This is a genomic window from Streptomyces sp. NPDC056987 (genome assembly GCF_042673865.1).
Lineage (GTDB): Bacteria > Actinomycetota > Actinomycetes > Streptomycetales > Streptomycetaceae > Streptomyces.
The window spans coordinates 273,506-295,725 of sequence record NZ_JBHURV010000006.1 but is presented as its reverse complement, the minus strand read 5'-3'; the positions used below and the strand labels follow the sequence as shown (position 1 = coordinate 295,725).

Annotated in this window: 17 protein-coding genes; 4 read left to right on the top strand and 13 right to left on the bottom strand. The window is 72.8% G+C overall.

What is annotated here, in order from left to right; all coding sequences use genetic code 11:
* Positions 1-9: 9 nt before the first annotated feature.
* Both queC and ACFTZC_RS10295 read right to left on the bottom strand, forming a co-directional pair.
* Positions 10-747, bottom strand: coding sequence for a 7-cyano-7-deazaguanine synthase QueC (gene queC / locus ACFTZC_RS10300; protein WP_382888343.1), 738 nt, complete (start codon positions 745-747; stop codon positions 10-12).
* A 169-nt stretch (positions 748-916) separates the two neighbouring features.
* A complete protein-coding gene (locus ACFTZC_RS10295; RefSeq protein ID WP_382888342.1) occupies positions 917-3,871 on the bottom strand; it encodes an AAA family ATPase in 2,955 nt (984 codons plus the stop codon).
* A 257-nt stretch (positions 3,872-4,128) separates the two neighbouring features.
* On the opposite strand from ACFTZC_RS10295, the gene lipA reads away from it, so the two are divergent.
* Together lipA and ACFTZC_RS10285 are read left to right on the top strand one after the other, a co-directional pair.
* A complete protein-coding gene (lipA, locus tag ACFTZC_RS10290) occupies positions 4,129-5,094 on the top strand; it encodes a lipoyl synthase (protein WP_382888341.1) in 966 nt (321 codons plus the stop codon).
* Positions 5,095-5,252: 158 nt separating this feature from the next.
* A complete protein-coding gene (locus tag ACFTZC_RS10285; RefSeq protein ID WP_382888340.1) occupies positions 5,253-6,653 on the top strand; it encodes a helix-turn-helix domain-containing protein in 1,401 nt (466 codons plus the stop codon).
* Between the two features lie 12 nt (positions 6,654-6,665).
* On the opposite strand, the gene ACFTZC_RS10280 is transcribed toward ACFTZC_RS10285, so the two are convergent.
* Genes ACFTZC_RS10280 through ACFTZC_RS10270 form a run of 3 tightly spaced genes read right to left on the bottom strand, consistent with a single transcriptional unit; the run spans position 6,666 to position 9,533 of the window.
* Positions 6,666-7,289: a hypothetical protein gene (locus tag ACFTZC_RS10280; RefSeq protein WP_382888339.1), complete on the bottom strand. Its 624-nt coding sequence runs from the start codon at positions 7,287-7,289 to the stop codon at positions 6,666-6,668.
* Positions 7,286-8,818, bottom strand: coding sequence for a sensor histidine kinase (locus ACFTZC_RS10275; protein WP_382888338.1), 1,533 nt, complete (start codon positions 8,816-8,818; stop codon positions 7,286-7,288). The genes ACFTZC_RS10280 and ACFTZC_RS10275 overlap by 4 nt, the downstream gene beginning before the upstream one ends.
* 22 nt (positions 8,819-8,840) lie before the next feature.
* Positions 8,841-9,533: a response regulator gene (locus ACFTZC_RS10270; RefSeq protein WP_382888337.1), complete on the bottom strand. Its 693-nt coding sequence runs from the start codon at positions 9,531-9,533 to the stop codon at positions 8,841-8,843.
* Positions 9,534-9,694: 161 nt separating this feature from the next.
* Between ACFTZC_RS10270 and ACFTZC_RS10265 the strand changes: the two genes are divergently transcribed.
* The gene (locus ACFTZC_RS10265) at positions 9,695-10,636 is read left to right on the top strand and encodes a DUF3152 domain-containing protein (RefSeq protein WP_382888336.1); all 942 of its coding nucleotides are present in this window, start codon (positions 9,695-9,697) and stop codon (positions 10,634-10,636) included.
* Here the strand turns inward: ACFTZC_RS10265 and ACFTZC_RS10260 are convergent.
* On the bottom strand, positions 10,614-11,135 hold the full coding sequence (locus ACFTZC_RS10260; RefSeq protein WP_382888335.1) for a GNAT family N-acetyltransferase: 522 nt from the start codon (positions 11,133-11,135) through the stop codon (positions 10,614-10,616). The two genes, ACFTZC_RS10265 and ACFTZC_RS10260, sit on opposite strands and share 23 nt — an antisense overlap.
* 344 nt (positions 11,136-11,479) lie before the next feature.
* Here ACFTZC_RS10260 and ACFTZC_RS10255 point away from each other — a divergent pair, with 344 nt between their 5' ends.
* Positions 11,480-12,178, top strand: a complete 699-nt coding sequence (locus ACFTZC_RS10255) for an N-acetylmuramoyl-L-alanine amidase (protein ID WP_382888334.1) — start codon at positions 11,480-11,482, stop codon at positions 12,176-12,178.
* Between the two features lie 107 nt (positions 12,179-12,285).
* Here ACFTZC_RS10255 and ACFTZC_RS10250 read toward each other — a convergent pair whose 3' ends face one another.
* From ACFTZC_RS10250 to ACFTZC_RS10220, 7 genes are all read right to left on the bottom strand, one after another.
* Entirely contained in the window at positions 12,286-14,250 is a 1,965-nt protein-coding gene (locus tag ACFTZC_RS10250; protein ID WP_382888333.1) for a DUF2264 domain-containing protein, read from the bottom strand.
* Positions 14,247-15,275: a hydroxyacid dehydrogenase gene (locus tag ACFTZC_RS10245; RefSeq protein WP_382888332.1), complete on the bottom strand. Its 1,029-nt coding sequence runs from the start codon at positions 15,273-15,275 to the stop codon at positions 14,247-14,249. The genes ACFTZC_RS10250 and ACFTZC_RS10245 overlap by 4 nt, the downstream gene beginning before the upstream one ends.
* A gap of 68 nt (positions 15,276-15,343) precedes the next feature.
* Positions 15,344-16,252, bottom strand: a complete 909-nt coding sequence (locus tag ACFTZC_RS10240; RefSeq protein WP_382888331.1) for a carbohydrate ABC transporter permease — start codon at positions 16,250-16,252, stop codon at positions 15,344-15,346.
* Positions 16,249-17,262, bottom strand: a complete 1,014-nt coding sequence (locus ACFTZC_RS10235) for a carbohydrate ABC transporter permease (RefSeq protein WP_382888330.1) — start codon at positions 17,260-17,262, stop codon at positions 16,249-16,251. The genes ACFTZC_RS10240 and ACFTZC_RS10235 overlap by 4 nt, the downstream gene beginning before the upstream one ends.
* Before the next feature lie 64 nt (positions 17,263-17,326).
* Positions 17,327-18,679 (bottom strand): ABC transporter substrate-binding protein, encoded by a 1,353-nt coding sequence (locus tag ACFTZC_RS10230; protein WP_382888329.1) that lies wholly within the window; start codon positions 18,677-18,679, stop codon positions 17,327-17,329.
* A gap of 101 nt (positions 18,680-18,780) precedes the next feature.
* Positions 18,781-20,058: a substrate-binding domain-containing protein gene (locus tag ACFTZC_RS10225; RefSeq protein ID WP_382888328.1), complete on the bottom strand. Its 1,278-nt coding sequence runs from the start codon at positions 20,056-20,058 to the stop codon at positions 18,781-18,783.
* Between the two features lie 134 nt (positions 20,059-20,192).
* The gene (locus ACFTZC_RS10220; protein ID WP_382888327.1) at positions 20,193-22,199 is read right to left on the bottom strand and encodes a hydantoinase B/oxoprolinase family protein; all 2,007 of its coding nucleotides are present in this window, start codon (positions 22,197-22,199) and stop codon (positions 20,193-20,195) included.
* Positions 22,200-22,220: the final 21 nt, after the last annotated feature.

Below are 22,220 nucleotides of genomic sequence, written 5' to 3'. Positions count from 1 at the left end.
GCGCCCGCGTCACGGCACGGCGAACTCGGTCACGTCGTCGAGGTAGTCGGTCGGGTCGGCCAGCCCCGCGCTCCTGAACGCCTCGCGGCGCTCGTAGCAGGTCCCGCAGGTCCCGCAGTGCCGGGCGCCGCCCTTGTAGCAGGACCAGCTGCGGGCCAGCGGGGCATCGAGGCGGGCCCCGTGCGCGGCGATGTCGGCCTTGCTCCAGGTGAGGAAGGGCGCTTCCACCCGCGGAGTGGGGAAGCCCTCGTTGGCCACCGCGACCAGGTCCCGCAGCGCGGAGATGAACGGGGGCCGGCAGTCGGGATAGACGAAGTGGTCACCGGCGTGCATGCCGAGCGCGACGATCGCGGCGCGGTGGGCCACCCCCACCGAGACCGCGACGTTCGCCAGCACCGCGTTGCGGTTCGGTACGACGGTCACCCGCATGGAGCGCTCCGCGTAGTGCCCGTCCGGCACGTCGACCTGATCGTCCGTCAGCGCGGACCCTTGCAGCAGCGCGCCGAACCCACTGAGGTCGACGACGTGGTGCCGGGCGCCGTAGTGGGCGGCGACGGAGCGCGCCGCGTCGATCTCCCGGCGGTGGCGCTGCCCGTAGTCGACGGTGACGGCGATCAGTGTGTGGCGGAGGGCGGCGTAGTGCGCCATGAGGGTGGTGGAGTCCATGCCGCCGGACAGCACCACCACGGCGGTGAAGGGGTCGGGCAGGGTGTCGTCCTGCTTGGCCGGGTTGTCGTCCTGGTCCATCGGAGCCTCCGGAAGTCCGGAACGGGAACGGTCGCGTCCGTCCGTCGGCCGGCCGGACGCGTGGGTCCAGCGTGACCGGAAGGGGGCCGCGGGGCATCACGGGCCGGGCCGTATCCCGGTCCCGGCCGGTACCGAGGTACGGCGCCCGGGATCCGAAGGGCTCTCGGGGTCAGGTGGACGAGCCCGCGTCGAGCAGCAGCGGCCACAGTCCCGTCGTACGGAACAGGTGGGGGAAGTCCTTGCGGCCGGTGATGCCGAGCTTGCGGTAGGCGCTGGACAGGTGGAGTTCGACCGTACGCCGGGTGATGTGCAGGTTCGACGCGATGTGTTCGTTGGTCAGCCCGCGTACGGCGTCGATCAGGATCTGGTTCTCGCGCCGGGTCAGGGTGAGCACCCCGCCCAGGGGGGAGCGCCGCGCGGCGCGCTCCTCCGCGACGCCCAGCCGCTGCCGCAGCCGGGTCACCAGGGGCCGTGCCCCGCAGCGGTCGGCCAGTTCCAGCGCCCTGGTCAGTTCCCCGGACGCCTCGTCGTGGCGTCCTTCGTCGAAGAGGAGGCAGGCGAGGTCGGCGGTGGCGTGGGCAAGATCGTACGCGGCGCCGGTCTCCGCGAGCAGCCGTACCGCCTCGCGCAGCAGCGGTTCCGCACGTCCGCGCTCCGGCTGGACGGATCCGAGTACGCGCAGGGCGACACCCCGCTCCCGCGGGGTGTTCACGGCTTCGGCCGCGCGCGTCAACTCCGTTGCCACGGCGACGGCTTCGTCGTTCCGTCCGAGCTGTGTGAGCACTTCGGCGGTGTGTACGTACCGGTGGACGCCCGCGGTGGCTCCCCGCGGGGTGCCGGTTCCGGCCGGCCCGGCGGTGACGCCTCGCTCCGCCGTGCCGAGGTCTCTGGCGGCTCCCGCCAGGTCCCCGCCGGCGGAGCGCAGCCGGGCCCGGGTGACCAGCAGGTCCCGGTGCAGCCAGCCGTGCGGCAGGCCGCCCAGACAGCCGTGCTCGCGCAGCAGTGCCCGCGCCTCGGCGTCGAGCCCCAAACTGAGCCGGACATCGGCCAGCATGCCCACGACCCAGACCAGCAGGGGATGCATCGGCCGGGTCCCGTAGCGGACCAAGGCGTCCAGACACTCGCCCAGCTCGTCGTGGGCGACGCGCAGCCGGCCGCGCATCAGCGCCATGCGCGCGGTGACCGGCAGCAGAAGGGCCCGGTGCAGGGGGTGTTCCTGGCAGCGGACGCACTCCTGGTGGAGCCGCAGATACGCCATGGCCTCCTCGTCGCGGCCGTTCCACACCAGTGTCATCAGCGCCGTCATCGCCAGCAGCGGATAGAGGCACAGGGCGTCATCGGCTCGCAGGGCCTCCCGGGTGCGGCGCAGCGTGGTCGCCACGTCGTCTCCGTCCAGATGGCCGCGGAGCGCAGCCACCGCGGCGGCCGCGGCCCGGCCCTGGTCCGGTCCGTGCAGGTCGAGGACGTACGCCGGGTCCCCGTTGGGTACGAGCAGATCCTCCCCGGGCCGGGCGGCGGGCAGCGGCGGGCGATCCCGCAGGCAGTCGAGCATCCGGTGGAGCTGCGGCCAGCCGGAGAGGCGGCGCCGGGCGAGGGCCGTGGCCGGGGGGACGGTCTCACCGGACGGCGCCCTGAGACACAGTGCGGAGCTGATGCGCGCCAGGAACGGGGCGCCCGGGCCGTCCGCGGCGGATCCGCGGGTGGTCCCGCTCCCGTTGCCGCGCCCCGGCTCTCCGGCCGCGGTGACCTCCTCCACCGTCCGGATCGCCTGGTCCAGGCCGCCCGCCAGGTCGATCCGCATCCGCACATCGGTCAACTCCAGCAGTGCGGAGCGGCGTTCGGCCCCCGAGGCCATCTTCACCGCGTGTTCCAGATAGCGTCCCGCCTTCTCCGGCTCCCGTGCCGCCAGCGCGCCGCGGGACGCCAGCAACAGCACGGGGACGGGCCAGGCGTCGTCCAGCGCGACGGTCGAGGCGGTGAGGTGGTGGACGATCCGCTCCACCGGCGCGTGTTTGCCGTGCAGATAGGTGGCGGCGGCGAGATGGGCGGCGTTCCTGGCCATCAGGGTCATCCGGCCGAGCAGGGCGTTGTGCACGACGCGATGGCGCAGCACGAGCCGGTCGTCGTCCTCCACCAGCCTGGTCCGCACCAGCAGGTCGGTGGCGGCGAGCGTCTGGTGCAGTGACAGCCGGCTGAGGTGGGCGACCAGCAGCGGGTCCGCCGCGGTGTCGCCGCCCGCGAGGGCGATCGCGGTGGCGACCTTCAGGGCGTTCGGATCGATCCGGGTGAGCCGGTTGCCGACGAGGCGCGCGACGGCGGCGGGCGCCGACGCCGCGACGCCACCGCGGGCCTGTCCGAGGGAGGGCCGTTCCCGCAGCAGTCGGGCGATCTCGACGAGCATGAACGGATTGCCGGCGCTGACCCGATGGCACTCCTCGACAAGGCGGGGGCGGGGGGTGAGCCGCAGCTCGTGCTCGAGCAGTGCGGCGGTCTCGGTCCGGGTGAGTCCGGTCATCCGGCCGTGCCGGGCGCCGTCGAGCAGTGCGCCGAAGCGCGGGGCGTCGCCGCCGGTCTCCACCTCCCCCGCGGACAGCACCAGCAGCACCCGGGTGGCGGGCGGGCCCGCGAGCGCGCGGCGCAGGAAGTCCAGCGAGGCGGCGTCCGCCTGGTCCGCGTCGTCCAGGGTGATGACCAGAGGCGCCTCGGTGGTCAGGTCCGCCAGGGCGGTGCGGACGGCGGGCAGCGACGCCGACAGGGGGCCGGGAGCGGAGCCGGGCTTCAGGTGCGGGGCCGCGCCGGGACGGAGGGCGGATTCCAGACATGCGCGCCCCTGGTGGTCGGGGGGCAGCAGCACCGCGAGGTCCGCGAGGAACCGCTGCGCGAGGATCAGGGGACGGTCGTGGTCCTGGGGATCGCACAGGAGGGCGACCGTACGGCAGCCCTGGGCCAGAGAGGCCGACGAGAACGCGCGGAGCAGGGTCGTCCGGCCGATTCCCGGTTCCCCGGTGACCAGACACCGGACCGTTCCGCCGTGCGCGCAGTCCTCCAGGGCCCCGTGGAGCAGTCGTATCTCCGTCCGGCGCCCCGCCATGAACACACGACGTTCCTCTTCCTTACGGCCCATGAGACCCCCTCCGCCACACTTCATTGATGTGCCCTCTGCAGCACCGACTTGTCTGCTCCCGGCCGCGCTTTTCTGAACGGATTCACCTGTGCCTGCCGCAAGAGGCACACAGACAACGCCTTGCCCTGGCGGCGAAGGGCGATGTATGCGCTCGCCGGACGACGGCTCGTATGTGGCCGAAAGTGAATACCCGCCGAATGGCGGACGTAGCCTGGTGGCGCAGATATCGATCACCGCAATGGAGAGAGGTGCCGGACGTGTCCGCTGTCGCACCCGACGGACGCAAGATGCTGCGACTGGAGGTCCGGAACAGCCAGACCCCCATCGAGCGCAAGCCCGAGTGGATCAAGACCCGGGCGAAAATGGGCCCCGAGTACCAGCAGTTGCAGAAACTCGTGAAGAGCGAGGGCCTGCACACGGTCTGCCAGGAGGCCGGCTGTCCCAACATCTTCGAATGCTGGGAGGACCGCGAGGCCACCTTCCTCATCGGCGGCGAACAGTGCACGCGACGGTGCGACTTCTGCCTGATCGACACGGGCAAGCCCGAGCCGCTCGACCGCGACGAGCCGCGCCGCGTCGGCGAGTCCGTCGTCACCATGGACCTCAACTACGCCACCATCACCGGCGTCGCCCGCGACGACCTGGAGGACGGCGGGGCCTGGCTCTACGCGGAGACCGTCCGCCGGATCCACGCGCTGACCGCGGAGCGCGAGAGCGGCCACACCAAGGTCGAACTCCTGGCACCGGACTTCCAGGCGATGCCCGGGGCACTGGCAGAGGTCTTCTCGTCGCGGCCCGAGGTGTTCGCGCACAATGTCGAGACGGTGCCGCGGATCTTCAAGCGGATCCGCCCCGGCTTCCGTTACGAGCGCTCCCTCGACGTGATCACCCGCGCCCGCGAGGCGGGACTGATCACCAAGTCCAACCTGATCCTCGGCATGGGCGAGACCCGCGAGGAGATCAGCGAGGCCCTGCGCCAGCTCCACGACGCCGGCTGCGAGCTGATCACCATCACGCAATACCTGCGGCCGTCCCCGCGCCACCACCCCGTCGAGCGCTGGGTGAAGCCCGCCGAGTTCGTGGAGCTGAAGGACGAGGCCGACGCCATCGGCTACTCCGGCGTCATGTCCGGACCGCTGGTGCGTTCGTCGTACCGCGCGGGCCGGCTCTACCAGCAGGCGATCGAACGGCGGACCGCGCCGCTCAGCGCGTCGTCCGTCTGAAAACCGCCGCGGAACCATCCACTCCGCGCCAATCTGCGCCGATAGGAACGTCGGCCACAACACCGCCCGGGGCGCTTGGTTACGGGGCCCGGGCGGCATTTCCCGCCCCGCAACATCATCCGCCTGATCCGGACAATCGGCGTCGGCGTCTACTCGCCATGAGAGCCGCGTGGTCAAATGGTGAAGGTGAGGGGGACCAATTCGACGGAAATCGCCCCCGTGCGCCGGTCGAAACTCCAGGAATTATCCGCGGCGCGGAGTGGCAGAGGAATCCACCGAGTTGGGGTGAGCGGATGGCGGAGCCGCAGACTTTCACGAACGCGTCCTTCGGCTCATCTCTCCGGCACCTGCGCACGGAGCGCGGGCTGTCCCTGGGAGATCTGGCGCGATTGGTGAATTACAGCAGAAGCCACCTGAGCCGGGTGGAGACGGGGAACAAACGGCCCACCGAGGGACTGGCCCGGCGGTGTGACGAGGTTCTGGACGCGCAGGGCAGCCTCTCCCAACTGGTCGCCCGGCCGCCGCGGCGGCAACGGGGGCGTATCAGTCCCGCTCAACTTCCCAGGAACATCTCCGACTTCACGGGGCGCACCGATGTCTTCGGGGAGCTGGACAGGATGCTCGCCGAGGTGGATCGGCAGCATGACGGGCAGGCGGTCGTCACGCTGGTGGACGGGGCGGCCGGTGTGGGCAAGACGGCCACCGTCGTGTACTGGGGCCATCAGGTCAGGGCCCGGTTTCCCGACGGTGTGCTCTTCGCCGATCTTCAGGGGTTCGGCCCTCGGGGACGCAGCTCCGACAGCAGAGACGTGCTGCGGAACTTCCTGACGGTCCTGGGCGCCACGGGCGATTCGCTCCCGGACGACGTACAGCACCTGGCCGCCGACTACCGCAGCATGCTCGCCGGAAAGCGGCTGCTGATCGTTCTCGACAACGCGTTCAGCGCGGAACAGGTCCGCCCGCTGCTGCCCGCCTCCCCGCGCTGCATGACGGTGATCACCAGCAGGAGCCGGCTGGCCGGACTGGTCGCCCGGGAAGGGGCGCACCGCGTCACCGTGCCGTATCTGACCGAGGCCGAGTGCGCCGAACTGCTCTCGCGTATCAGCGGATTGCCGTCCGTACGCGGGAATACGCGGTGCAGATACCCATTCCTTCCGCTGGCGCTGCGCATCGCCGTGGAGCGCATGGACGCCGTGGGCGGGATCGAGTTGTGCGAACAGCGCAACCCGGACTCGATCCTCACCTCTCTGCGTACGGTCAACGACGAGACCAGCACCATGTACACGGTGCTTTCCTGGTCGTACCACTACCTCCAGCCGGAAGTGGCCCGGGCCTTCCGCCTGCTCGGCACGAGGACGGCCGATCCCTTCACCGTCGCCGAGGCGGCGGAATTGCTGAGGACCGACGTGGTGCACTCCCGGAAGGTGCTCGACTCTCTGGTGGACATTCATCTCCTGGAGCCCGCTTCCCCCTCGGAATACCGCTTCGAGGGAATGGTCAGGGCGTTCGCCCGCGAATGTGTGCGGCGGCACGAAGGACCGGTGGAGCGGGCCGGATGACCCGGACAGCCGTCACGGCTCGGACCGCGGCGGTGGCGGCTCGGACGACGACAGGCCGTCCAACCCGGCCCCGCCGACGGGGCCGGACCCGCCGACGGGCACGGGAACGGCGTCGGCCTCGTCCGGGCAGTCGGCCTCGGTGGCCTGGACCGTACGCCGGCCGGACCCGTCCGCGACGGTCAATTCGGCCGGGTCCGGGTCGGGTGTCTCCAGCGCCCGGGCGGCGGCCACGGTGCAGGCCAGCTGGTTCACGCCGAGCCGCGGGAGACGGTCCTGCCCCGTCAGCTCGACCAGGACCCGGTCGCCGTCCACGGTGACCCGGGGCCGGCGGCCGGACGGCGGCACCGGCAGTTCGGTGGTCACTCCACCGAGGGCCTCGGCGGGCTGGGGGCCGCGGAACGCGAGGTCGACGGCGGTGGTGACATCGAAGGAGGTGACCCCCTCGGAGCGCATCACCGGATACAGAGCCGCGTCCTTGACCAGGTAGATCAGGAGAATGGGGCGTGCGCCGGTGGCCGGTTCGCCGACCTCCACGACACCGGTGCCGGGGATCCGGCAGCCGGCCGCGAGCAGGAGCGGCGTGGCCGAGGCGAGCAGCAGCGCGGCGGCCCGGCGGCTGCGGGGTGTGCGGGTCATGCGCGCTCCTCCGGACCGTGGTCATGGGATACGGGTGGGGGCTCGGCCGGTTCGGCCGGCGGCGGGATCTCGACGGTGAAGACGGCGCCGCCCTCCGGCCGGTTCGCGGCCCGGATGGTGCCCCCGTGCAACTGGACGTTCTCCGCCGTGATGGCGAGCCCCAGACCGCTCCCCTCGGTGCGGGTCCTGGCGGTGTCCGACTTGTAGAAGCGGTCGAAGACATGCGGGAGGACGTCGCCGGGGATGCCGGGACCGCTGTCCGTCACCTCGATGACGGCCCGCCCGCCGGAGCCCTCGTACAGCCGTACCCGTACGGGGCGTGCGCCGTGCCGCAGCGCGTTGGCGACCAGGTTCGCGACGACGACGTCGAGGCGGCGCGGGTCGGCCCGGAATCGCAGGGCGTCCGGGGGCGGCAGCTCGGTCTCCACGGTCTCGGTCCAGCTGCGGGCGGCGAGCGTGCGGCGCAGGGACTCGGCGAGATCGATGTCGTCCCGGTGGAGTTCGGCCGCTCGGGCGTCGAAGCGGGAGATCTCCATGAGGTCGTCGACGAGCCGGGCGAGCTTGAGGGTCTCCTGGCTGATGAGACGTACAGCGGTAGCGGTGTCCGGGTCGAGCCGGCCGGCGTCCTCGTCCAGTACGTCGGTGACGGCGGCCATGGCGGCCAGCGGGGTGCGCAGTTCGTGGGAGACGTCCGAGGCGAAGTGGCGGGCCCGGGCCTCCATCCGGCGCAGTTCCGCGACGGAGTGGTCCAGCGCGGTGGCCGTCTCGTTGAACGTCCGGGAGAGGTCGGCCAGTTCGTCCGAGCCGTGGACCGAGAGCCGGGTGTCGAAGCGGCCCTCCGCCATGGACCGGGCGGCGCGCCGCAGTTCCCGTACGGGGCGCAGCACCCCGCGCGCGGCGAGCAGGGCGAGGAGCACCGCCAGGCCGAGCGCGGGGTACGTGGCGCGCTGGACTGCGGAGACCAGGGCGTTGACGTACGCCTCCTCGTCGCTCTGGGAGACGATCAGGAAGACGGCGAGGCCGGAGTGGGCGGCCGGGCGGCCCTGGGGGCCGGCGTAGGTGACGGGCAGGCCGACGACGAGGACGGAGGTGTTCCGCGTGGGAACGCGCTGGAAGACCGTGGCGGACTTCGTGGAGGCCGCCCGTCGCAGCTCGGGGGTGAGTTCGGTGAAGCGGTCGTCCGGGGACGAGGTGGCGCGCAGGTCCCGGTAGGTGGTCAGGATCCGCCACCCGTCGGAGCGGCCCGCGCGGGCCACTTCCTGGGTGAACCACTCCAGGTCCCGCTGTCCGGCCGGCAGCCTGAGCGCGGGTGCCGCGCTGTTCACCCGCTCGCGGAACTGTTGGACGACGGTGTCCTGGCTCTGCTGGAGCACGCCGGTGCGCGCCTCGCGGAAGGTCAGGGCGCCGCTGGTGAGGGTGCCGGCGACGGCGACGAGGGTGAAGGCGACCACGAGGCGGACGCGCAGTCCGCGGACCCGCGGGATCAGGCGGATCCGGGAGGCCAGAGGGCGTATGCCGGGAAGTCTCATCGAGGGCTCGGACGCTCGGCTCTCAGCGGGACCGGAAGCGGTAGCCGAAGCCGCGTACGGTCTGGACGTATCGCGGCGCCCCGGAGGGCTCGGCCATTTTGAGGCGCAGGCGCTTCACGCAGGCGTCCACGAGTCTGATGTCGCCGTGGTAGCTGTGTTCCCAGACGGCTTCGAGGAGTTGCTGACGGCTGAAGACCTGTCCGGGCGAGGCCGAGAGGGTGAGCAGGAGCCGCATCTCGGACAGGGCGAGCGGGACGGGTTCGCCGTGGAGGGTGATGTCGAGTCCGGCACGGTCGATGACCAGGTCGCCGTGGCGTTCGATCCGCGGGGCTCCGTCGCCGTTGCCGGCGGAGTCGCCGATCCGGCGCAGTACGGCCCTGATCCGGGCTTCGAGGACGCGGGCCTGGACGGGTTTGACCACGTAGTCGTCGGCCCCCGCCTCCAGGCCGACGATGACGTCCACGTCGTCGCCGCGCGCGGTGGCCATGATGATGGGCACCTGGCTGCCGGTCCGGATCCTGCGGCAGACGTCGAGCCCGCTCATCCCCGGCAGCATCAGGTCGAGGACCACGACGTCGGGACGGAACCGCCGGAGCTGTTCGAGCCCGAGCTCCCCTGTCGCGACGGCCTCGACGTCGTGGCTCTGGCGGCGCAGGGCGAGCTGTACGCCCTCGCGTACGGCGGGGTCGTCTTCGATGAGCAGGACACGTGGCATGCCGACAGTATCCGCACCTCCGGGCGGCGGGCCCGGCGCGAGAGGTGCGACGGGGGCAACTGTTACGCGACGATCATATGAAACCCTGCACAGACATGCGTTATGGGTTCGTTATCCCATGGTCCAGGTTTGAACACACCGCGCGCGCAGCCTCTCCTTCCATGATCCAGCGCACCTCCCATGCCCGGCCGCGCGGCGGGCGCCGCCGCCGTCCCAAGCGATCCGCCCGGGCCGGGCGGGCCCACAAAGCACCGCTCGTCGCGGGGGTCACCGCCGTCACGGCGCTGGCGGTCATCGGTCTCGCCGTCACGGGGCAGGGGCGCGGCGGGGACGGGGGCGCGGCGGCGCCGCGGAACGACGCGCCCGCGGCGGCCCCACCGTCGCCTTCCCCCTCGCCGTCCCGCTCCGCGGACACGGCACCGGGCTCCGGCACGGGCTCCGGGGCATCGTCGGAGGCCAAGGCGCCGAAGCCGACGGAGTCGCCGGGCCCCTCACGGTCCGCCGGGTCGCCGGCGGCGGAGCGGTCGGGGGCCGGCATCCCGAAGAGCGGGCCGGGAACGTTCACCACGGCGGGCGCGGGCAGCGGAACGGCCGGCGGCGGGCGGATCGTGACCTACTCCGTCTCGGTCGAGGACGGGCTGAAGGAGTCCGCCGCCGCGACCGCCGCGGAAGTGGACAGGATCCTGGCCGATCCGCGGGGCTGGACGGCCGACGGCGCCACCGGCTTCCGGCGGGTCGCGGGCGGCACGGCCGACTTCGTCGTCCAGCTCGCGACGCCGGACACCGTCGACCGGGTCTGCGGCGAGTACCAGTTGGACACCGGCGGCGAGGTCAACTGCAACGTCGGCCGGCACGTGATGGTGAACCTCAAGCGCTGGCGGCTGGCCACCCCGGCCTACGCCCACGACGTGTCCTCGTACCGCGCGCTGATCATCAACCACGAGGTCGGCCACTTCCTCGGACACGGCCACGAGACCTGCGCCGGGGCGGGAAAGCCCGCTCCCGCGATGATGCAGCAGATCAAGGGGTTGCGCGGGTGCGTCATCAACGCCTGGCCCTACGCGGCGGACGGCACCCCGATCACCGGCCCTCCCGTTCCGTGACCTCCGCCCCACGGCCGACCGGAAGCTCCAGTTCGGGGCGGTCCCACGGCACGGCGGGCGGGCGCGCGGCCACGGTGCCGGTTCGCCGGGCGCCGACGCGGCGGTAGAAGTCCTCGGCGGGCGGGTGCGCGACCACCCGTACGGTGTCGAGCCCCGCCGCCCGCGCCCGCTCGGCGAGATGCTCGACGAGCCGGCGCCCGATGCCGAGCCCCTGGGCGTCGTCGGCGACGAACATCAGGTCCAGCTCCGGCGGTTCGAGGACGAGCGCGTAGAAGCCGAGCACCCGGCCGTCGCCGTCGGCGGCCACATGCACCTCGTGGGCCTCGATGTAGTCCTGGCCCACCCGGTATCCGGCGACCATCGAGGCGTAGGGGCCCTCGTAGGCGCGGGAGCGCCGGACCAGCCTGGTGAGCCGCCCGGCGTCGCCGGCGGTGGCCCGCCTGATCGTCACGGCCGCCGCGCGCGCCCCGCCCCTCGGGCGCGTAAGTCTCGATCCCATGACGAGAGTATTACGCATGGTGCGGGACGGGGGCGACGCGGGAGCCCTTCACCCCGCGATACGAACACGGGGACGCCCGGCCCCTCTTACGGGCCATCGTGGGGCGTCGGCCGCGTGGCGCCCACGGGGCGCGGGCAGAGTACCCGGCAGGGTGGGGCCGGGCCGGGCCGGGCCGCCGTGCCGCACCCGGGGGCGCACGGCACCTTCCAGAGGTCCGGACCAGCTGGCACGTTCTTTCTTTGCCATCGGGTTATTGGCATGAACCTGTCGGACGGTCAGCATGGAAGGGATCCCCGCTACGCGCGTCAATTCCCCCCACGGCACACCGATTTCGGGAGAATTCCATGGCAGCCCACGGCCCCACCGCGCCGCTCGGCCCCACCTCGGCCCACCCCGCCTCGTCCCACCCCGCCCCGTCCCGCCGGGCCCTGCTCAGGTCGGGGGCGTATCTGGGCGCCGCGGCGCTCGGGCTCGGCGTCGCGGGCACTGCGGTCGCCGGGGCGGTCGCCCCGGCGGCCGGGGCCGCCCCCGCGGCCGGGCCGGCCGGCCGCCGTGCCGCCGTCGCCTATCCGCCGACCCACTGGATCCCGGCCAGCACCTCCAACTACACCGTCGCCTCCCGCCCGACGCAGTACTCCGTCGACTACGTCGTGATCCATGTGACGCAGGAGACCTTCCCGGACGCGAGGGACATCTTCCAGAACCCGGCCAAGAAGGTGTCGGCGCACTACATGGTGGCCTCGGCCGACGGGTACATCGGACAGTTCGTGCGCGAGAAGGACGTCGCCTGGCACGCCGGCAACTGGGACTACAACACTCGCAGCATCGGTATCGAGCACGAGGGGTGGGTCGACCGGCCCGCCTACTTCACCGACGCGCTGTACGCCGCGTCCGCGGCCCTCACCGCGGCCGTCTGCGACCGGTACGGCATCCCCAAGACGCGTGCGCACATCATCGCGCACAGCGAGGTGCCGGGGGCCACGCACACCGACCCCGGAAGGTACTGGGACTGGGCCCGCTACCTCGACCTCGTCAACGCCTGACCCCCGCGCCCCGCCCGCCCCGCCCGGCCGGTACGTCGGCGGGGCGGGACAGGCTTTCAGGGGCAAGATGTCGGACGCGGGGCGTCAGGGGCGGCGGCTCCCCGGCCTCAGCCGTGACCGACCGTCAGCGGGTCGAAGGCGATCCGGGTCCGCGATCCGTCGTCGGTCCACCGGACCTCGATCGTCCCGCCGTCCACCGTCACCTCGCTCACCGCGCCGGACAGCGGGGCCGCGCCGGGCTCCGCCGTGAGGGTCGCGAGGGCGGCGAACAGCGCCGTGCCCTCGGCCGGCCCGGTCAGTTCGGGCACCACCGCCCAGCGGGTGAACGCCGTTCCCTGCGGGGCCCGTCGCTCCTCCGGCTCCGCGGCCCAGCCGTGCAGCCCGCGCAGGGCGGACCGTACCTCCTCGCCGGGACCGGTCGCCCAGCCCGTCTGGCGGAGCCGCGCGCCCGGCGGTGCGCCCACCACCCGGTGCACCCGCAGCTCGTACCGCCCCCGGGCCACCGTGACGCTCTCCACCCGCAGCCCGGGCACCATGGGCGCGCCGGAGGCGAAGACCGGGCGGTGCCAGGAGGCCGCCCAGCCCCAGCCGTCCCCGCCGCCCGCGCCCAGCGGATGGATCCGGCGACGGCCGCTGGAGCGGCCCGAGAGCTCCAACGCCACATGGTTGTCGGCGACGTTGGCGGCGGCGGTGGGGCCGGTGCCGGTCGAGTAGGCGCCCCGGCTGTAGTGCGGATCGTCCGGCACCCCCGCTTCGCCCTCGTGCGGACGGATGTGGTCGCTGCCGTGGTTGTGCAGCCGTACGATCCCGTCCGCGCGGGTCGACTGGACGAGCAGGCCCGGTACGGGCAGGGCCAGCACCCGGTCGGGGCCCTCGCTCGGCGCGGGCTCCTCCGGGGCCGTCCACAGCGGATGGTCCTCGGGGGCGAGGAGCGCGACGAACGCCTTGGACGCCCAGTACGGGGAGGCGGGGCCCGAGTAGTACTGGAGCGTCGCGTCGTGCGGGCCGTGCCAGCCCAGGCTCAGCAGCCCGTCGTCACCGGTCGCCCCCCGGTCCAGGAAGTACCGCAGCGCCCCGCTCACCAGCCGGCGCGACACCCCGGGGGCGAGCGGCGTGTGTCCGGTGACGGCGCCGAGGCCGACCGCCGCGCTCGCCGCGAACCGGTAGGTGAGCGAGCGGCCGAAGTGCAGCGGCGCGCCGTCCCCGCCGAAGAGCAGGGAGAAGCCGTCGAGGTGGGCGCGGAGCCGGGCGCCGTGGTGCGCGGACGCCTCGGCGTCGCCCGCGAGATGGGCGTCGAGCATCGGATAGAGGTGCAGGGCCCAGCCGTTGTAGTGGTCGAAGGCGCGGCTGTCGCCGTCGGCGTACCAGCCCTCGCCGCGGTACCAGCTCTCCAGCAGGGTGAGCGCCCGCTCCCTGGCGCGTGACGTCTCGGCGTCACTGCGGCCGACGGACTCCAGGAACCCGGCCACGGAGTACGGGAAGAGATACCAGTTGTTGGGGGCGGGGGTGTGGCGCAGGGAGCCGCGCAGCCACTCCTCGGCACGGTCCTGGACGCCGGGGTCCAGCCGGTCCCAGAGCCAGGGCGCGGTCAGCCGCAGGCCGAGGGCGACCGACGCGGACTCGACCATGGGCTGGCCCTGTACGTGGTGGTCGAGGATGAGCGGCCAGGACTCGGTGTCGTCCCGGCCGGGGGTACGGGTCCCCGCCGCGAGTCCGTCCGCGTACCGTTCGAGCCAGCCGTGCGGGTCCTTGCCGCCCGCGCCCGCGACCCGGAAGGCGGCGGCCAGGAACGTACGGGCGTAGCCTTCGAGCCCGTCGGAGCGCACGCCGGAGCGCGAGGGCCGTCCCGGCAGGTCGAGCAGGGCGTTGCCGGGGGTGGCCCAGCGCCAGGCGGCGCGCAGGAGTCCGTCGGCGGCGGCCTCCCAGTGGGCCCGGGTGTAGCCGGTGCGGGGGCTCAGTACCCGGTCGTCGGAGGGGAGTTCGAAGGCGGGCCCGGCGGAGGCGGGGCTCCCGGGGCCGGGGTCGCCGGAGGCGGAGGGGACGGAGGCGGGGGTGGCGTGGGGTGCGGTCATGCGAGGAATGCCAGCCTTTCGCGTCGTACGGGGTGGACGAAGCCTTCGCCCGCCGCCCAGCGGGTGACCTCACCGACCGCCAGGTCGGCGAGCCGGCGCAGCTCGTTGCCCTGCGAGCCCGCGAGATGCGGGGTGATGATCGCGTTCTCGCACGTCCAGAGCGGATGTCCGGGCGGCAGGACCTCGGGGTCGGTGACATCGAGGACGGCCCGGATGCGCTCGGCGAGCAGGACGTCGGTGAGGGCGTCCTGCTCGACGACGGCGCCGCGCGAGGTGTTGACGAGCACGCTGTCGGGGCGCATGGAGGTGAGGAGTTCACGGCTGACGAGGCCGCGTGTGGCGGGCAGCAGCGGAGTGTGGACGCTGACCACGTCGCTCTGTGCGAAGAGTTCGGCGAGTCCGACCGGGTGCGCGCCGAGCGCGGTCGCCTCCGCGTCGCCGACGTACGGGTCGTGCAGCAGGATCCGCAGGTCGTACGGGCGGAGCAGTTCGATCACCCGGCGGCCGATCAGCGAGGCCGAGAGGATGCCCACGGTGCGGCCGTAGTTGCCGATGTGGGAGGGGATCCGCAGCCAGTCGCCGCGGTCATGGGTGGCGCGCAGATCGCGGGCGCGCTCCAGCACCCGCTTGCCGGAGAGCAGGATCATCGCGACGGTGTACTCCGCGACGGGCAGGGCGTTGGCGGCGGCGGCCGAGGAGACCTCGATGCCGCGTTCCCAGCACGCCTCGGTGACATGGGAGCGGATCGTGCCGGCGGTGTGCACCACGGCCCGCAGCCGGGGCGCCGCCGCCAGGGCCGCCGCGTCCAGGGGCGGGCAGCCCCAGCCGGTGACGAGGAGTTCCACGTCCGCGAGCGTGGCGCGGGCCCGGTCGGTGGTGAGGTCGTCGAGGACGGGGGGTGGGGTCAGCGCGCAGACCGCGCCGAGGGCGGCCAGGCTCTCCGGGTCGAGGACGGCCGCCGCGGCCTGGGGTGACATGGCGAGCGCGGCGCGCGGACGGGTGCGTGCGGTCGGGGTGGGGGGCATCTCTCTCCTGGTACGGGTGGTACAGGACGGCGGTCCTGCCTGGCCGGGCGGCTGTTCCCGCGGCGCCGCTACTTGACGGAGCCCGCGGTGAGTCCGGACTTCCAGAAGCGCTGGAGCAGAACGAAGGCCAGGATCAGCGGCAGGATCGCGAGCAGCGAGCCCATGATCACCACGGGGTAGTACTCCGGGGAGACGGAGGCGGAACTGTTCCAGGTGAAGAGGCCGAGGCTCACCGGATACAGGTCCTGGTCCGAAAGCATCACCATGGGGAGGAAGAAGTTGTTCCAGATGGTGGTGAGCTGGAAGAGGAAGAGGGTGACGAGCCCGGGGCCGAGCATCCGCAGGGCGACCCGTACGTAGGTGGTCAGTTCGCCGGCGCCGTCGACCCGGGCCGCTTCGAGTACTTCGTTCGGCACGTACCCCTGGCTGAAGATCCGGCCGAGATAGACGCCGAAGGGGTTGAAGAGCACGGGGATGAAGACGGCCCAGAAGGTGTTCACCAGGCCCGTGCCCGAGGCCATCAGGTAGAGCGGCAGCGCGAGGACGGTCTGCGGGACCATCACCGCGGCGAGGACCAGCCCGAACAGCTTCTCCTTGTGCGGGAAGTGGTACTTGTCGAAGGCGTAGCCGCAGGCGATGGAGATCAGGGCGCCGAGCGCGGCGCCGACGACCGCGTACAGCAGGCTGTTGCCGTACCACCGCCCGTACAGCCCGCCGTCCATGGCGAACAGGTCCTTCATGTTCTGCAGGAAGGAGAAGTTGCCGGCGGAGAGCAGATCGCTGCTGAACAGGGCGTCGCGGTTCTTGCCCGCGGCGAGCACCAGCCAGAGCACCGGCAGCAGGGTGTAGAGCACGGAGACGCCGACGACGAGGTTGACGACGGCGCGGCCGAGGAGGGGCGGGCGCGGTGGGCCGCCGCGGGTGACGGCCGGCAGCGGGGTGCGCGGGGCGGTGCTCGTCGCGCTCGTGACACTCATCGGGCGGCCTCCTCTGTGGCGTTGACGCGGTTGGTCCAGCGGGTCACGCCGTAGGAGAGGGCGACGGTGAAGACCAGCAGGACGACGGAGGCCGCCGCGGCCAGGCTGTAGTTGTTACGGGTGAACGCCGCGTCGTAGATGTACATGCTGGGCGAGAAACGCGAGTTGATCATCGGTGTGGACTCGCTGAGCAGCATCGGCTCGGTGAAGAGCTGGAGGGCGAAGATGAGGGTGAACATGGCCACCATCACGATCGAGGGACGCACCAGCGGTGTCTTGACCTGCAAGGCGGTACGGACCGGTCCCGCGCCGTCGACGACGGCCGCCTCGATGACCTCGCGGGGTACGGCCTGGAGCGCGGCGTAGAAGACGACCATGTTGTAGCCCAGGTTGCTCCAGAGCGCGATGTTCACGATGGACGGCAGCACGGTGTTGACACCGAGGAAGTCGATGGTGATGTCGGCCTTGCCGAAGAAGTCGATGATCGGGCTGATGCCGGGGGTGTAGAGGTAGAGCCAGATGAGGGCGGCGATGATGCCGGGCACGGCGTGCGGCAGGAAGAGTCCGAGCTGTGCCCAGGAACGCAGCCGTACCACCCCGGAGTCGAGCAGCAGGGCCAGCACGAGGGCGCCGATCACCATCAGGGGGATGTAGATCACGCAGTACAGGGCGACGGTGCCGAGTCCGCCGAGGAAGGTCGGGTCGGTCAGGACGGCGGCGTAGCTGCGCAGTCCGACGAAGACGGTCCGTTCGGGGCCGAAGCCGAGGCCCGGCTGGTCGTTGCTGAAGAAGCTCAGCCAGACGGCCGTGCCGACGGGGATCAGGAAGACCGTGACGAGAAGGGCGAAGAAGGGGGTCATCAGGACCCCGCACGCGCCGAGTTCACGGCGCCGGGCCGACTTCCGGGTGGAGCGGGCGGTGGTCGCGGGGCCGCCGGGGCCGCGGCTCGCGGTGGACCGTGGGGTGCTGCCGGACGCCGGGGGCCTGGGGGTGGCGATTGGGCTGGTCATGGGATTGGTCATGAGGTGTCACCTGCCTCTCGAGTGCTGGGACGGGGGTGGAGGGGCGCGGTGCTCAGGTGCTGCGTTCGGTGGTGGTGAGGCCCAGGGCCTTGAGGTCCGGCATGGTGCCGTCCTGCGCCGCGCGCACCGCCGAGATCAGGGAGCCCCGCCCCCCGCTCGCCCGGGCGAACCCGTCCTGCATGACCCGCCCGGTGGCGCTCGACCGGGGGCCCCAGATCCAGCCGTCGCGGATCGTGTGCGCCTGCTGCTCGAAGAGGGTGTAGATGTCCTGACCGCCGTAGTAGCCGCGGTCGAAGGCCTCGCGGCCGACGGCGATCAGACCGGGCGCCGCCGGGTACTGGCTGCTGGCGCCGCTGGAGAGCCGGGCCCGGAGGGCGTCGGGGTGGGAGATCTGCCACTCGATGAACTCCATGGCGGCCTCCGGGTGGCGGCTGTCCTTGGTGATCGCGAAGGTGGAGCCGCCGTGGGTACCGACGGCGGGCCGGTCGACGTCCCACTGCGGGAGCGGGACGATCTTCCACAGCCCCTTCTGGCCGGGCTGCTTGTTCATCTGCGCCCCGGCTTCCCAGGCCCCGGTGAGCCGGGTGAGGACGAGGCCGTTGCCGATCTGGGCGTCGCTCTGCCGGCTGTTGACGGCGTTCATGAAGACCAGGTCGTCGTCGATCATCCGCTGCCAGTACGCGGCGACGCGGCGGGTCGGCTCGTCGGCGAGCGAGACGTTCCAGGCGCCGCCCGCCGTGTCGAACCACTGGGCGCCGGCCTGCCAGGACCACGCGCCGAACTGGGTGAAGCCGTCCGTGGGGAAGAGCACCAGCCGGCGGTCCCCGGCCTTGCGGCGTACGGTCCTGGCGAGGGACTCGAACTCCTCCCAGGTGCGGGGCAGGTCGAGGCCGTACTTCTCGAAGAGGTCGACGCGGTAGTGCATCACCATCGGCTCGATGTCGAGCGGCAGACTGAAGATCCGCTTCTCGAAGGTGGTCAGGCTCAGCGCCTGCGGCAGCAGCTTCGCCCGCAGCCCGTCGCTGACCAGGTCCGTGATGTCCCGGGCGACGCCGTCGATGGCGAAGCCGGGGACCTGGGGATATTCCAGCGTGGCGACATCCGGGGCGTTGCCCGCCCGGGCGGCGTTGCTGAGCTTCGCGTAACCGCCGGCGTCCCCGGAAGGGATCTGCTGGAAGTCGACCTGGATGGTGTCGTGGGACTTGTTGAACGCGTCCACGACCTCCTGACTGCCGCGCAGCGCGGACCAGAAGGTGATGTGTGTGGCTTTTCCGCTGGTGCTGGTGGTGCTCGCGCTGCCCGATCGGGTGTCCGCGCCGCCCCCGGTGCAGGCGCCCAGGGCACCTGTCAGGGGCAGCGCGGCGATCGTGGCCAGCACGGATCGACGGCTCTGTCGACCAGGCATGGGGGCCTCCCGCGGCTCCGGTTCGAGACACGGGGAATCCTGATCGGCTGATCACAATTGGTCAATAGACCGCTCAGAAGAAAGTTGAAACAGTCAAACGCTCACTTCTGGACGGGGATCGAGGCGGGGATCGAGGCGGGGATCGGAGCCGGAAGCGGCGAGGCGGTCGGCACGTCCGACGGCAGCTCCGTCGACGCACCTTCCAGCACGTCGGACGGCACGGCGGGCGGCACGTCGGACAGCACGGCGGGCGGACGCTGGGTCGAACCGCGGACCTTCAGCTCCGGCAGCAGCTCGATCCTGCGTACGGGGACCGCCACGCCCACCGGCCGGGAGAGCCGGTGCACCAGCAGTTCCGCCGCCGCCCGGCCGACCTCGGCCTTCGGCGGGGCCACCGCCGTCAGCGGGATGGAGCCCAGCGCGGCGACCACGTCGTCGTACGCGACGACCGAGCAGTCCCGCGGCACCCGTACGCCCCGCTCCGCGAGGCCCTGGACCAGCATCAGGGCGTCCACGTCGCCGTGCAGCAGCGCCGCGGTGGCGCCGTGCTCGCGCAGCAGCCCCGCGAGGTCCAGCGGGCTGCGGCCCCGGCTCGGGCGCATGTCCTCCCCGGTGCCGGAGACCGGGCCGGGCACCGCGTCGGGCGAGGAGAGCGCCGTCGTCCAGTCCGTGACCTCGGGCCGGTCGGCGGCGATGCGGGCGAACGCCGCGCGGACGCTGCGCGCCGTGGGGCTGTCGTCGCGGGCGGCCAGCACGATACGGCGGTGGCCCAGGCGAACGAGGTGGTCGACGGCCAGATGCACGCCGTACCAGTGGTCCGAGCAGACCGTGTCCAGGGCGTGCAGCGCGCTGCCGGGGCGGGGCCGCCGCTCCATCAGGACGGTCGGCACGCCGACCTCGGCGAGCCAGCCGTAGTCCGCCTCCTCCGCCGCGGCGCTGCGCCACCTCGGGGCGATCAGCAGACCCCGCGCCCCGCCCTCCAACGCCCGTTCCACCAGCGGCCGTTCGGCTCCGGGGGCCTGCGGGGCGATGTGCAGGGCGACCCGGAATCCGGCCGCCTCCAGCACGGGTCTGGCGCCGTACGCCGCCTCGTACAGGTACGAGTGGCGCTCCGGCACCACCAGGGCGACCGCGCCGCCCTCGGCCTGAGGTTCGGACGGGCGCGCCGCCGGGGCCGCCGCCTCCTCGACGGACCCGACCGCTCGTGCCACGCCGTGGCCGCGCCGCAGCCGGCCCGCACGGGTCAGCTCCTCGACGTCCCGCCGTACCGTGACGACGGAGACCTCCAGCTCGGCGGCGAGCACGCTGACCTTGACCGCGCCGCGCGATTCCACCACCGCGAGGATCCGCTGCCGCCTGAGTTCGACCGGCTCCCGCATACCGCCTGCCCCCTAGGGTCTGTTCCGCCACCGCTCGCCGTACCACGCGCTTGTTCGTTTGATTGTTTCGTATGAGCACTTGGAGCGGCAGCATAGCGACAGGTCGTCCGCGGGCACGGACCGGCGGAGGGGGGTCAGCCCGTGGTCTCCTCCTCCAGCGCGGCGATGTGCCTCCGCAGTACGGTCCGGGCCTCGGCCAGCTGCGCTGCGGACGCGGCGGCGGAGGGGAAGCCCTCGGGCAGGGCGTCCAGCACGGCCGTGTGGACGGCGGCACGGCGGGTGTAGCGGCGGGACGGCGGGAGCCGGAAGAGGGCGGCGACCAGCCGGTCGGCGGCCTCGGTGTCGTGGACCGCGTCCCAGGCGGCGCGCTCGGGTCCGGCCCCGGCGGGCGGGGCCGGCGGGGTGCGCCGCAGCTCCGCGGTGGCGGCCTCGTCGAGCACGGGGCGGCCGTCGGCCCCGGGGGTGACGGCGACTCCGTACGTGGCCGCCGCGGCCCGTTCGGTGACCAGCCCGCGCCCGAGGTCGGCGAGGACGGCGCGCGGGTCACGGGTCCAGGGGTCCCCGTAGCCGCCCGCGCCGGAGGTGCGCAGGGTGACGGTGTCGCCGCGGCGCAGCGCGACCATGTCGATCTTGGTGTACCGGCGCTCGCCGGGCAGGCCCTCGTTGATGACGAGTTCGGCGGGCGCCCCCGGGCCGCCGCCCGCGGTGCCCCAGGGGCGGAAGCGCATCCGCTCCAGGCCGCGGGCGAGCAGCCTGCTGTCGTCGCCGAGGACGCGGAAGACGAGTTCGAGGCCGCAGCCGCCGCGCCACCGTCCCGGGCCACCGGAGTCGGGGCGCAGCGCGTAGCGGAGGATCTGGGCGCCGATCTCGGTCTCGACGGTCTCCACGGGGTTGTTGGCGAGGTTGGAGATGCCGCTGTCGCGGCCGTCGACGCCGTCCGCGCCGTCGCGGGCGCCGGTGCCGCCGACCATGGGTTCGAGGACCTGGACGTTCTGGCCGCCGCCCGGCGCGCTCTCGGCGACGACGACAGGCACGACGAGGCCGCTGCTGGCGGCGGGCATCACCTCGGGCGCGGCGAGGCCGAGCGCCCCGCCGAGGGCGTCGTTGACGCGGGAGGCGGTGGCGTGCCGGATGCCGACGGCGGCGGGCGGCGTGGCGTTGACGACGGAGCCCTCGGGGGCGGTGACGGTGACCGGCCTGATCAGCCCGCCGTTGAGCGGGATGCCCGGGTCGAGGGTGCAGATCAGGGCGAGGACGCGGGTGGTGATCCAGGCGTGCGCGCGGCCGTGGCTGGCGATGTTGAACGCGGCGTCGACCTGGGGGTCGGTGCCGGTGAAGTCGAGGTGCAGGGCGCCCCGGTCGAGCGTGGCCGTGACCGAGATCCGGACGGGCACCGGAGAGACGGCGTCGTCGTCGAGGTAGTCGGTGAACCGGTAGGTGCCGTCCCGCAGGGTGGCGAGCGCGGCGGTCGCTTGGTCGGCGGTGTGGTCGACGAGGTCGGTGTGGGCGGCGGCGACATCGGCGGCGCCGTGCTGCGCGACGACCCGGGCCAGCCGCTCTCGGCCGGTGCGCAGGGCGGCGAGCATGGCGCGCAGGTCCCCGTCGTTGGCCTCGGGGGTGCGGCTGTTGGCCTGGAGGAGCGCGGCGATGTCGCGGCTGGGCTCACCGGCCCGCAGGAGCTTGACCGGCGGTATCCGCAGGCCCTCCTGGTAGATCTCGTGGTTGGTGGGGGCCAGGCTGCTGGGGACCCGGCCGCCGATGTCGGAACAGTGGATGAACGCCCACCCGTAGCCGATGATCCCGCCGTCGTGGAAGTACGGCTCGATGAGCTGGATGTCGGTGAGGTGGGTGGCCAGACCGCCCGAGGTGTACGGGTCGTTGGTGACGATGACGTCGCCGGGCTCCAGCGGTCCGACGTGGTCGACGGCCGTACGGACGTCGAGTCCGACGAAGCCGGAGACGCCGATGCCGCGCGGGTAGGCGGTGAAGGCGCCGTCGGGTCCGGCGAGCGCGCAGCAGAAGTCGGCGGTCTCCTTGACGTACAGCGAGCGGCTGGTGCGCTGGAGGGTGAGGCACATCTCCTCGGTGAGGGCGCCGAGTTTGTTGCCGATGATCTCCAGGGTGACCGGGTCGAGCGTCATGGTCGGGGGTGTCCTTGCCTT